This is a genomic window from Variovorax sp. P4_D9 (assembly GCF_056401695.1).
Map to the genome: position 1 here is coordinate 1 of NZ_JBFUIU010000259.1, position 11387 is coordinate 11387.

Annotated in this window: 15 protein-coding genes; 3 read left to right on the plus strand and 12 right to left on the minus strand. The window is 63.4% G+C overall.

What is annotated here, in order from left to right:
* Positions 1-58: 58 nt before the first annotated feature.
* The 3 genes from AC1DY5_RS25400 to AC1DY5_RS25410 form a co-directional block, all read right to left on the minus strand.
* Positions 59-349: a hypothetical protein gene (locus AC1DY5_RS25400; protein WP_478115868.1), complete on the minus strand. Its 291-nt coding sequence runs from the start codon at positions 347-349 to the stop codon at positions 59-61.
* A 242-nt stretch (positions 350-591) separates the two neighbouring features.
* Positions 592-750: a hypothetical protein gene (locus AC1DY5_RS25405; RefSeq protein ID WP_478115869.1), complete on the minus strand. Its 159-nt coding sequence runs from the start codon at positions 748-750 to the stop codon at positions 592-594.
* Positions 751-1049: 299 nt separating this feature from the next.
* Positions 1050-1325, minus strand: coding sequence for a hypothetical protein (locus AC1DY5_RS25410; protein ID WP_478115871.1), 276 nt, complete (start codon positions 1323-1325; stop codon positions 1050-1052).
* 793 nt (positions 1326-2118) lie between these two features.
* On the opposite strand from AC1DY5_RS25410, the gene AC1DY5_RS25415 reads away from it, so the two are divergent.
* Positions 2119-3231 carry an OmpA family protein gene (locus tag AC1DY5_RS25415; protein WP_478115873.1) on the plus strand — a complete coding sequence of 371 codons (1113 nt, stop codon included), beginning with the start codon at positions 2119-2121 and terminating at the stop codon, positions 3229-3231.
* 209 nt (positions 3232-3440) lie between these two features.
* Entirely contained in the window at positions 3441-4112 is a 672-nt protein-coding gene (locus AC1DY5_RS25420) for a response regulator (RefSeq protein ID WP_478115875.1), read from the plus strand.
* 175 nt (positions 4113-4287) lie between these two features.
* On the opposite strand, the gene AC1DY5_RS25425 is transcribed toward AC1DY5_RS25420, so the two are convergent.
* Positions 4288-4425, minus strand: a complete 138-nt coding sequence (locus AC1DY5_RS25425; protein WP_478115876.1) for a hypothetical protein — start codon at positions 4423-4425, stop codon at positions 4288-4290.
* A 503-nt stretch (positions 4426-4928) separates the two neighbouring features.
* On the opposite strand from AC1DY5_RS25425, the gene AC1DY5_RS25430 reads away from it, so the two are divergent.
* Positions 4929-5156 (plus strand): hypothetical protein, encoded by a 228-nt coding sequence (locus AC1DY5_RS25430; protein WP_478115878.1) that lies wholly within the window; start codon positions 4929-4931, stop codon positions 5154-5156.
* A 161-nt stretch (positions 5157-5317) separates the two neighbouring features.
* Here the strand turns inward: AC1DY5_RS25430 and AC1DY5_RS25435 are convergent, their stop codons facing one another.
* From AC1DY5_RS25435 to AC1DY5_RS25470, 8 genes are all read right to left on the minus strand, one after another.
* Entirely contained in the window at positions 5318-5932 is a 615-nt protein-coding gene (locus tag AC1DY5_RS25435) for a hypothetical protein (RefSeq protein ID WP_478115879.1), read from the minus strand.
* A 52-nt stretch (positions 5933-5984) separates the two neighbouring features.
* On the minus strand, positions 5985-8057 hold the full coding sequence (locus AC1DY5_RS25440) for a DEAD/DEAH box helicase (protein WP_478115881.1): 2073 nt from the start codon (positions 8055-8057) through the stop codon (positions 5985-5987).
* The gene (locus AC1DY5_RS25445) at positions 8021-8584 is read right to left on the minus strand and encodes a hypothetical protein (protein ID WP_478115882.1); all 564 of its coding nucleotides are present in this window, start codon (positions 8582-8584) and stop codon (positions 8021-8023) included. Before AC1DY5_RS25445 ends, AC1DY5_RS25440 begins: the two co-directional genes overlap by 37 nt.
* A gap of 85 nt (positions 8585-8669) precedes the next feature.
* Entirely contained in the window at positions 8670-8969 is a 300-nt protein-coding gene (locus tag AC1DY5_RS25450) for a hypothetical protein (RefSeq protein ID WP_478115883.1), read from the minus strand.
* A gap of 423 nt (positions 8970-9392) precedes the next feature.
* Positions 9393-9611 (minus strand): hypothetical protein, encoded by a 219-nt coding sequence (locus AC1DY5_RS25455; protein WP_478115884.1) that lies wholly within the window; start codon positions 9609-9611, stop codon positions 9393-9395.
* 509 nt (positions 9612-10120) lie between these two features.
* Entirely contained in the window at positions 10121-10306 is a 186-nt protein-coding gene (locus AC1DY5_RS25460; protein WP_478115889.1) for a DUF255 domain-containing protein, read from the minus strand.
* Between the two features lie 265 nt (positions 10307-10571).
* On the minus strand, positions 10572-10715 hold the full coding sequence (locus AC1DY5_RS25465; RefSeq protein ID WP_478115886.1) for a hypothetical protein: 144 nt from the start codon (positions 10713-10715) through the stop codon (positions 10572-10574).
* 6 nt (positions 10716-10721) lie between these two features.
* On the minus strand, positions 10722-11387 hold a 666-nt coding region (locus AC1DY5_RS25470), incomplete at its 5' end, for a helix-turn-helix transcriptional regulator (protein ID WP_478115887.1).

Here is an 11387-nt window from a genome sequence, read left to right on the forward strand (position 1 = left end):
CACGATGAACGCCCAGTCGTCGTAGTAGCGTCCACCACAGGCAAGTACCCTCATGCTGTCAGTTCAACATGGAGAACGCCCAGGTCCCCCGGCCCCTCACCAGAACCGCCACCAGGGCCATCGGCCCATCGGCCCATCGGCCCATCGGCAATGCTGCCAGTGGTTCGGAGATGGTTGTGGCGTAGGAAAAACGGCGCTGGGCCTCCGCTTCCAAAGCCGAGGGCTTCGCCAAGTGCGGCTTGGTCGCCGTGAGTTGCTTGCTGCCGAAGCGCTTGGCAGCGTCGGAAGAGCTCGTCGTCAGAAAGGTAGGTCGGAGCGTCCATTCGGCGATTTTGCGGGGCACATTCACGGTGCGCGCTTCGCTTGATCCGCCTAGCGGGAAAAAAGTCCCCGATTGCCGCTCCTCATGAGCTTTACTCCGGTGCGCTCAACACTGCCATGCCACGATCGCCTCGAGCTGTGCGAGGTTGAACACCCCGTTCAGAATCACCGCCCGATATTGATGCTGCTGCCCAGCACTCGTACGTTGGAGGCACAGTAGTCACTGTCGGAAAAGTTCGAGACTCCAGGGAACTGGATCAAGCCAACGGACTATCGTCCTGGTCCGCCACCGCCGGGGCCTCCACCGCCAGGGCCGCCATCATTGACCGTGTAAAGCGCCGTGTACCGGTACGTCGTTCGATCGTTCAGAAGCTCCAGCGCTGCCAGTGCAAGAAGCTGGTCCTCGAAGGGGATGTCGAGCGAGGCCATGACGGATTCCACCGAAGACTTCCCGGATCGAGTCGCCCGCATCGCGATCGCGGATTACTTTGGAAAGGGATGCGCTGATCGGCCGCTTGTAGCGCCGCGGCCCCTTGGGAAGAGACAAGTCACCGCCGCTCGGTTTGCCCAAGAACACCCAAAGGTACGGCGCTCTTTTCGTATGTCGCATTGCAAAGTCACATCGACGATTCCTGGTTTCCGATCGCGGATATTCGCGCCGTGGACATTGGCACCTTCGCGCGGCCAGCGTCAATTGCCGAACGTCACGAGTCCGGAGGGATTCCACCTCAATCCAATCCCCAGACCTTGAGGGTAGCCGTCGGTGCATTACCAAGGATCTTGTACTGGACCGTCACCGACGTGAGGCGCCCCTTGCGTCCCGGAGCGTCCATCGGAGCCGATTGGCCTCCCGCCTTTAGAACCCCGACGTCCATCAATGTGTCGTCTCTTCGATTGTCCCAGCTGACGACGAGCTTCGTGACCTGCACATCGGCGCCCTCAGCAGAGAGCTTCACCTGCTTGACGTCCTTGTCCCATCGCCCCCCTTCGCTCTTGATCGCCACGCTCGGATCGACGGCCCTGATTTACTGCTGGCCGAGCACGAACCATTGGTCAGAAGCAGTCGTGGCGCAGCCCATGAGGGCGGCGGACGCGAAAGCCAATGAGGCCATCAAGATGTGGATCTTCGTCTTCATGGGGGTTCCCTTCTGATCCCGGTCAAATCGGGATTGGTGTGCGCCTACGCGGATCCCCTGCAGACATTCAAGTCGTCGATCCCTCGATAGGAGAGAGGCAGTGAGACACACCTGGCGCCGGTTTAGGGGGGAGAAAGCCAGCGGACAGCAATTGTCTGTCCCTCGCGGATGCGCGTATTGATGGTTGTCAATCAATGCGGATCTTGATTTGACGCCAGTCCTCGGGCAACAGCGACCGCAGCATGGGAACGGAGCCTGTCCCTGCAAAACCGAACCAGCGGTTGCGTTTGCGTCGCCCGATAGACGCCGCTTGGTGACTATTGTCTCGATGAAGAATGACCTTCTAACTTGCGACGATGATCCAGCGTGCACCAGCCTCCGCTTATCTCCGCGTATCGCCGCTGTGCGAGCGTTTTCTCTGCACAACCTCGCTGCTGACCCTACTCGTTGCTGAATCGCAACTTTTTAACCCAACCGTCACGTTCAATTGAAACTGGAGGTTATTACGCTCACTATGGAGAGCGACACACTCGGTTACATATGTAAAGACCGGCGGACCTGACCACATCTATTGTCGGCCTCGACTGGCTCGAGTGATCGACTGGCTCGACGGCTCAGGCTGAGGCTCTCTCAACAACGTTAACGAAGTGAGGAGATTTTCATGTTCGACCGACGCACCTTCGCAGCTTGCTGCGCGCTTGCCCTCCCGTACGGTGCCTGCCTTGCGCAGACCACCTACACAGCGAGCCAGTACTTCGACGACCGCTGGTACATCACGCCCTTCGGCGTATACGTCCATCCGGACGGTGACCGSAACGCCGACAACGGTTGGGGTGGAGGAGTGTCCATTGGCAAGCCCATAAGCCCCAACTGGAACATCGAGTTGCGCGGCCAGTACGAGGAGCTCGATGGCCAGGCCACCAGCCTTGACGTCTTTAGCAGGAATAACAAATACAAGAACTGGAGCGGCACGCTCGACGCGCAGTGGTTCTTCCTGGGCCGCCAGGGGATAAACCGSTGGCAGTCGAACAGCGTGCAGCCCTATCTTGTGGGCGGCATCGGCGCCATCGACAACAAGGTGGAGACGCTAATCGGCAGCGACAGCAGCACGAGCTTCATGGCCAACGCGGGCCTCGGCATCGTGTGGCCGTTTTCCTCCTGGGGCCGCCTGGTGGCCGATGCACGCTACCGCTATGTCGACAACGCCAACGTCGCCAGGCTTGACAACCGGCGGGGGCAAATGAACGACTGGTTGTTCTCGGTGGGATTGCAGATCCCCTTCGGGCCTGCTCCGCGCGTGGCGCAGGCGGCCCCGCCGGCGGCCCCGCCTGCGGCAATGCCACCGCCCCCACCGCCGCCGCCGCCGCCGGCAGCGCGCAACTTTGAGCTCAAGGCCGACGGCACGTTCGCGTTCGCCAAGTCGGACTTGACGCCTGCCGGCCGCACCCGCATCGACAACACGCTCGCGGAGCTCAAATCCTCGGGCATCCGGCTGCGCGCGATCTCCATCGTCGGGCACACCGACCCGATCGGCAGCCTCGAGTTCAACAACCGCCTGTCCGTGGCACGGGCCAACTCCGTGCGCGACTACCTGGTAAGCCAAGGTGTGCCGGCCAACATCATCCAGACTGAAGGCCGCGGACCGGCGGAGCTCAAGATCACCGAAGCAGAGTGCAAGGCACAAGGCAAGGCCAAGAACCGCACTGCGCTCATTGCCTGCTTCGAGCCGAACCGGCGCGTGGATATCCGCGCCACGGGCGAGCAGCCTGGCTAGGGCGCGATCACTCAAATGCACGGGACTGGAGTGAGACACCGTCGACTTAACCGCTGACGATCACACTCCCAGTCAAGAGCGATAGCCAGATATGGCTCGGTAAGCGCCAGCGCGGTGACATGCGGTCGCCGGCAACGAACTAAAAGTTCCACCGCAAGCTCCGAGTAGGTAATTTGACGCCCACAGACAAGACTGAGCCGGAGCTTCGGATGCTTCTTGTGGACGACCACACGATCGTTCGGGAAGGCTTGAGGCGCGTACTCGATCCGATAGCCAGCAATTGGGCATTGGCCGAAGCGGAGACGGGTTTTCAGGCGCTCGAATTCCTGCGMAACGGCGAGTTCGACCTGGCGCTGGTCGACCTTTCCCTGCCGGGGATGACCGGGCTTGAACTGATACGACGCATCAAGACCGAGTTCTCGGGTGTGCGCATTCTCGTGCTGAGCATGCATTCGCAGGAGCAATACGCGTTGCGGGCATTCAAGGCGGGCGCCGATGGGTATGTCACCAAGGACATCGCGGCTAYGGAAYTGGTGGGCGCCGTGCGCAAGGTGGCGGCAGGCGGCGCCTACGTCACCGAAAGCCTTGCCGAGTCGGTCGTGCGGCAGCTCAACGGATCAGCGGAGGCTCCGCGCCATGCGCTATTGACGGATCGCGAGCTCGACGTCTTGCGGCGCGTCGCTGCCGGCCAGCSGCTTACAGAAATCGGRAGCGCGCTTCACCTTTCCGYGAAGACCGTGAGCACCCACAAGACTCGCATCCAGGAGAAGTTGCACGTGTYCAGCACGGCCGAACTGATTCGGTATGCGCTGCACAACCGCATTGGCGATCCGTTGTTGGAGCAGTGGCCCGGCCAAGCCCGGCCGCAGCTGCCTGGGTGACGGAAGCGTCATCAAGTTTTGGGTTGCATCGAACACCTCGGCCATGGCCACGTCGACCCATCACATTGCGATCGAGGCCAGAAGCCTGAGCGGGCCGTGAATCATCAGGGCGGCCGGCAGTCACCCTGATGGTGCCTGTACCTGGAACAAATGGGCCGTCACACCCAACGAAAGCCTACTTCTTCTGGCGCGCCTTCGCGGTCCTGCCGAACACCGCCGTCCCCTCGACACGCACGGCGCGCAGTACCCGGGCGTCTTTGACCTTGAAGTCCTCAGGGGCGTGGGCGAACGGAATGGTCTCGGTTGCGCTCATGAGGGCATCGTACCGCTCGGCGTAGCAGTCCGCCGGCCCGTTTCCAGTACGGGCCGGTCTTCGTCGCCGCAGCTCAGGATCCCCCCACCGGCCGCACTCACTGCCCACGTGAGCTTGGCGCCGACCACCACACCATGGGTAATAGCAGTACCGGGTGCTGGATGCCTAGCCGCCACGCAGCCGCGTCAGCACTGTGGAAATCGCCATAGAAGTTCTCATGACAGTTCGATCGAGTCGCGGGCGATCGTGGACCACTCATTGAACAATTGCAACCCTATTGACGACGGCCTCCGATTGGATTTCGTTCTCTTCGGCGGTGATTGGTGCCATCATGCAACTTTCGGCAATGGAAGCTCGCTTTTATCGGAGAAGGCTTCTTGGGTGTGGCTGTCAAGCGCATAGAAGGCGGCTTGGTGCGACAGCTGACCACCGTCTCAACCGTGCGAAATTGGAGAATGCAAATGGTCGAATCAAGATGCGGACAATGGCTTCGGACAGGCGGAATGCTGGCCGCAGCCGGACTCCTGACGCTATCGGGGGCCGCCCTGGCCACCGATCAGTCGCAGCAGCGCCAACAAGGCAGGGACACGAACCAGGCTACCAAACAGGACGCGCGCTCAGACAAGGTCGACTGCCGGGCCGAAAACCAGAAGAGCAACGCCCAGTGCCGGCAGGACAAGCACGACACGAAGCAGGGGGGTCGCCAGGAAAAGCGGGACACCAAGTACTGACAGATTGCCGGTTGACTGCGTTTTCCCGCCCGCAGCCGGCCGATCGCGAAATGCTCGCCAGGACGCGCGGCATCGGGCCGTGATCAATGCGAAATCGCGCGCTGAAATGCCGCTCATGACCTGCTCATGACCGCCCCACTACACGCGTAGCCACTCCGCTCTCAATGACCGCTTCTGAGCAAGTCGAAAGTCCGGAGTGGCCCGGAGCGCCGGTTCGCGACATGCGGAAGCGCCCGTTCACACGAGATTTCATCCCGGTCGTCCGTTGCCACCCGCGATCCGTCCGCTGTCGCCGAACTTGGATTCCCTCGACGATGTCGGCGAAGGTCAAGTTCTGAAGGTAGACCGGCCGTTCGCGGCAAAAAAGTGCCAAGGTCTCTTCTGCCGATACAGGATCTGAGGCAATCGCTGTTGCTGTTTTCGTATCTATTGGCTTTTATTCGCATGCATTGACGCGTTCTCGAAATTAATGGGCGGGAACACTCGATCACGAAGGAGCTATCCGCCGTCACGCTGTACGCCTTGGCCGTCCGCTCGGCCTCGTCAACGAGTCCCTCGGCCGCCGGGAGGTAGCCGTTGAAGTCCGTGTGAGTCGAGCCGTGCTTGAGCTCCTCGCCGCCGTGGACGAATCGCAGCACGGCCTCCGACTCCTTCAGCCAGAGGACCTCGCGATCGAAATGAAAGTACTGACGCTCACCGCCGACCATTGGCCGCTCGACGAAGGTTTCAGTGGTGCGGCGCACGACCGGGCAGGAGCTGGAGAAGGGGTTATGCATGGAGTCGATGTCGAAAGTGATCCGTTCGAAGCCGAGCGGACACGGGAATTGCCTACCCGCGTGGCGGGAAGGCCCGCCGAGGAGGGAACCCCGGCACAGTCTCTGGATCCAGCTTTGCCTGGGGTGCCGGGCGGGGCTCGGCCAATGAGAAGTCGAAGCCGGCCTGCATACGCTCGATCGCACCGGGCGGCAGTGGTGGAGGGGTGGCTGGCGCGCGAGACACCGGCGCAGGGAAGCGACCGACGGCTGGCGCCAAGTTCGCCGGCGGCCGGACGACGGGCCGAGCCGGCAATAGGCCGAAGCCCAACTGCTGGCCGGGCGTCGCCGCTTCGGTGTGGCGCGCCGGAGCAGCCAGGGGATCTGGTGCTGCGGCCGGCGGCCGGGGCTTGAACGAGCCGGGAGGCGCGGGCAGTTTGGCAGGCGCGGCAGGAGCGGTAGGCGTAACCGTGCGCTCACCGGCCGCAACGGCCTGACGCAGCTTCTCGACTTCCTTGCGCACGCGGCGCATCAGCGCGTCCGCCTCGTTGGCGTCCTCGATGTCCGCAGCACCCGGTTCGCCGGCCGCCGCCGTCGCGGTCGCGATGCCCAGGAAGTCTGCCGGCGCGATCTTGGTGAGGCGGAAGACGCCCTGAGACGATCCGGTCTGGCTGTCATCGACGTACGAGCCGAAGCCGCGCTGCTTCATGTCGATTTCGGCCAGGCGGAAGCCGTTGGTGGTCAGCTTGCAGGCCATCAGCCGCTCGAGGGCCGGATCTTCCAGCGCCTCGATCGACTCGACCATCATGAAGAAGTCTGCGGCGCCGCCGTTGCGCACCAGACGGCCACGCAGCTGGTGGAGCTGCGACAGCCCCAGCCGACCCGCATCCCGAATGACGACCAAGCCGATGTCGGGAATGTCGATGCCGGTCTCCACGACCACGGACGCCACCGCGAGCGGCTTCTCGAGGTTGTGGATCTGCTGGATCGCGCTCTCCTTCTCGTCATCGGAAAGCAACCCGTGGAGTGCCACGACCTTTCCGGGAAAAGCCTGCTCGAACGTCTCCGCCGCGACGACGACGCCCTGTGCCGTGCGAGTCGTGTCTTCCGTGGTGGTACCGAGGTCGAGCTGTGCGCCCTCCTTCGAGGCCTTGGCCTTCTTGGTGACCTCGACGCTGTCGACGCGCGGATACACGACCAGCACCCGCCGACCCGCGGCGATCGTTTCGCGGATCGCTCGCGTCACGACTGCGCGACTGCTCACGACGACGATATGGCTCGTGATGGCGCGCTCCACCGGCGCCTGGCGCAGCGTGAACACCTGCATGCCATCGAAGAACACTGTCGCGAGCGATCGGGGAATAGGTGTCGCCGTCGCTTCGAGCACGTGGGTGGCTGGGCCGACCAACGCTCCGCGCGTCTGCACCGAGAGCTTGTGCTGTTCGTCCATAACCAGGACGTTCGGGACGATGCCCGCCTTTGCACAAGCGCTCGTCAGGCCGCTGGTGCCGACCAGGATGTGATCCTTGTTCCGGATCTTCTTGCCCGCCTCAACGCGCTCGACGCCGCGAATCTCGCCGGCAAAGCGCCGTGTGATCTGCTGGGCGATCTGATTCGCCAGGATGATGGTCGGCGCCATGATGGCCACGCTCGCGCCGTTCTGATGCGCCACGATCGCAGGCAGCAGGAAGGTCAGCGTCTTGCCGGTTCCCACGTCTCCCGGAATGAGGCCATTCATCGGAACTGGCGACCGCAGAGCGCTCGCGATTCCCAGGATGGCCGCGCGCTGGTCGTCGGTCAGGGTCTCTGCCTGCTTGGCGGCCAGGTCGAGCACCTGCTGGTCCGGAACGATCAGCGGCGCGTCCCGATGCGGCTGGCGCTTGCTCTGGGTGCGTGCTGCCGTCCGAATCGAAGCGGCGTCGATGCGCTGCGCGAGCTGCAAGGCCCGCTCACCGGCCGCCACCGACACAGGCCGGTGCAGGGCCACAAGCAGTTCCCGCAGGGTCGCGAAAGTCGGAACGCCATCGGTCAAGTCGTCCAGGTCGTACTGCACACAAGCGAGCACGCCCGCTTCATCCAGCTGCATCGCAGAGACGATGTGACGTTCGCACTTCAGATAGGCGGCTTCCTTGCCGAGCACCGCGTGCACGGCACCAGTAACCGCCTCGCCGGTKACGCGTCCCTGCAGCCCCCCAGATACCGCGCCCAGATGCCGCCGATCGCGCCGCTGTGCGGCTGCTCGACCCCCGGCTCGACATAGAGGTTGTCGCCGAACCGCTTCACCGTACCGAGGAAATGGACCTTCGAGCCCACTTCGGTCGAGCGCCAGCCCCAGGGGGCGAACGAGTCGAGATAGGCGATTCGCCCGGTGTCGTCCGCGACCTCGATCTGCAGGCGACCGATGTTTTTCCAGAACGGGTACTGCTTCTCCTGCAGTTCCACCATGGACGTGATGACCCTTCCGCCCCAGCTCGCCGCGGACTTGTCCTTGTTGACCGCCTTGACGCGATCGGTAACGACCAGGCTCAACAGATGGGGCGTCTTCCCGGTGTGATCTGCCTCATCGAGATCCGTGATCGAGCTCGTGCAGTCGACATACGCGGCCGGCACGCAAAGGAGCGCCAAGTCGGGGTCGGACAGCTTGAGGCGGGACAGGAAGGTCGGTGTAGAGGCCATGTGCGCGCGTGGCAAGGATCAGAGAAGGGCTTCCTTCAACGGTCTCCGGGCAATCCCGGACGACCGTCGAAAATGCCTAGCTTAGCTAGATCATTTCGTCGTGACCCAGCCGTCGCGGCCCTTGACTAAGCGCCGCTTCGCCCTTGTTGCGGGTACCGTTCTGCTCCACGTCGAGCTCCAGATCGCAAAGGACGCCAGCGCCATTCTTCTCGCAGCCAATCTTCTTGACGGAATGCAGGGTGGGGACGAACGACTTCGCCATCGCGCCAGCGCCCAACGACTTCATCTGCTGGGCGGCCTGCTCCGCCTCGGCCTTGAAGATCTTTTCGATCTCCCCTTCGGATGGGCCGCTGCCGCAACCGGCCAGGAGCACCGTGAGGGCCATGGCGAAGCCGGCGACGATCTTGTTACTCTTCATCTGAAAAATTCTTCTGTGTTGTTGATTGCTTCCGAGAGGTCTCTACCCCTTTCTGAAAAGAATACGGAAGCGACAGAGGTTCGCGCTAGGTTCACGAAGAATTTTGGGAGGCGCGCGCGGAGACGGCAGACCTTGGGAGGAGTTCGGTCCGAACCACCGAGCGTTTGTGGTTCAGCGGGCGGGCGAGTCGCCGGTGCAGTTCTGCATCTCAGCGCTCGCGCCCTTCGTCGACAGGCCTTGCGGCCGCAATTGCCATTGCTGAGGGCGGATTCTGCGCTCGCGAGCGCGCATCGACAAGAGACTGCGCGTCAAACCGGCGCGGTTGCGCGACGATCGTCGCGTTCTCGCCGCGCGAGACAGCCACGGGCGAGCCCGATGAGCGTATGCCGATTACTTCATACGCGGACGTTCCACCTCACGCTCATCCATCTCCACCGACAGCAGCGAACCCATCAACCGGGCCTCATCCTCGCCCGAGACAGTGCGCTGCCAGACGTCGTCCAGGTCGATGTAGGCCTCCTGCTGCACGTCTTCGTGTGCTGGCGCCACTCGCTCGAGCATGCTCACGCCGACCAAGGCGGCACGGTAGGGCTGCTGCGGTCGCGCCATTGCCGTTTGCCAGGGGCGGCCGTTCGTCCTCGAACTTGACGCTCGCCGTGGGCCAGGACGGCCCCCATGAAGAGTTCCTCGACGCGCGCGAACCGCGGGCCCCGACCATGTTGCCGGCCGTACGCACACGATCGCCGACGCTGAGGCCCCAGGCCTGCGGGAACCGCGGCGTTGCGTTCGGGTGGTAGCCGGCATCCGGCCCACCGATGGCGGACATTTGAACCGCATGCGCAACGAAGACTCCCGTGATCCCTGGTTGAATCGGTCCCGCACGCCGATGACGGCTTGCACGACAACGCGGCCCTCGCAGTCTTCGACCAGCATGTCGCGGGATTTATGGCTGCACGAGAGCACAAACACCTGAGCAATTGGACGCAGGAGAGAGTCGTKTTTTCGCCCGAGTTCACCTCTCAGCAACGCGCCGCACTCGTTAGCCGAGGGTATGGATGCAAGGACCTGCATGACTACGCAGCGCTCGTCTGAGAGCCTTGTGGCTAGCCGCTCGCGCTTCAAACTTTACTCCCCCGCTTCGGGCCGGCGCTGTGGCAGCATTCGGCCAAGAGCCGACGGTCGTCGACGACCGCTTTCCGGCAGCCGCCGCGGCCGGTGAGCGCCTGCAGCGCGCTCATGTAGACGTGGTCGACGTAAGGCAGCTCCTCGCGGTCGACCTTGATCCGACGAAGCCATCGGCCAATTGGCGCGCCAGCCCGCGTCCTCGAAGATCTCGCGCTCCATCACATGGCACCAGTGGCAGGTGGCGTTGCCCACCGACAGCAGGATCGGCTTGTGCTCGGCGCCACGGCTCCAGCGGGCTGCGGATCAGGCGGGCCTGCATGATCTCGGCTTCGCTCTCGAAGCCGTTAAGGGGCCGAACTCGTTGAGGTCACTGGGGCTGCAGGCTGGCGTCACCTCCTCGGCCAGAATCAACTGGTGCTCGAGATCGGTACAGCCACCCGTGCTCTAGCGCACCTCGAGGTCGGCCTTTTCGGCGGTGACGTTGAGCAACGGGATCGACACCTGCAGGATCAGCTCGATGTCGGGATAGGCGCTGCGAAACAACTCCAGCCGGGGCATCACGAACTGCCGGCAGCGAGTCTGCAACAAGGCTACTCAATGCCAACGCTGGCCGCGCAGCGTTTCCGAGGGCAACTCGCCAAAGCGCTCTCGGTATTGCGCGGCGAAGTGCCCGAGGTGGAGAAAGCCGTACTTCGCAGCCACCCGCGCCACCTGCACGCCGAATTCTGGCGAAGCACAGCGCAGTTCATCGCGCACTCGATCGAGGCGCACGTCGCGCAGGAACTCCATTGGGCTCCGGCCCGTGTGATGACGAAATGCAAGCTGGAGCGCCCGGGCACTCACGCCCACGTGCTGGCACAGATCAGCCAGGGACAGGGACTGTTCTGCGCAGCTACTTAGGAACTCTTGCGCGCGGCGCACCGAGCGAGGCAGAAGTGCGCGCCGCGCCCCGTCGCGCAGCGCCGCCGAATGGTTATGCGGCGCCGACATCAACAGGCTGGACATCAGATAGGCCTCGGCGTGTTCCGCCAGGGGGCCGCCTCTCAGAGCGGCGCTCGTATCGAAGGTGGCGCGCAAGTAGTGGACGAAGTTCAGCAGAGGCGCCAAGGCGGGGTCGGCCAGTCGCACGCCGAGGTCGAATACAAGGGCCTGGCGCACCGGTGCTTGCGCTAGGCTTTCCATCTGGCTCACCAGCGCGCTGACCATGAACTTCACGATCAAGTGCGGGCTGTCGTCGGCCCAGCGCATGCGCACGGGTTC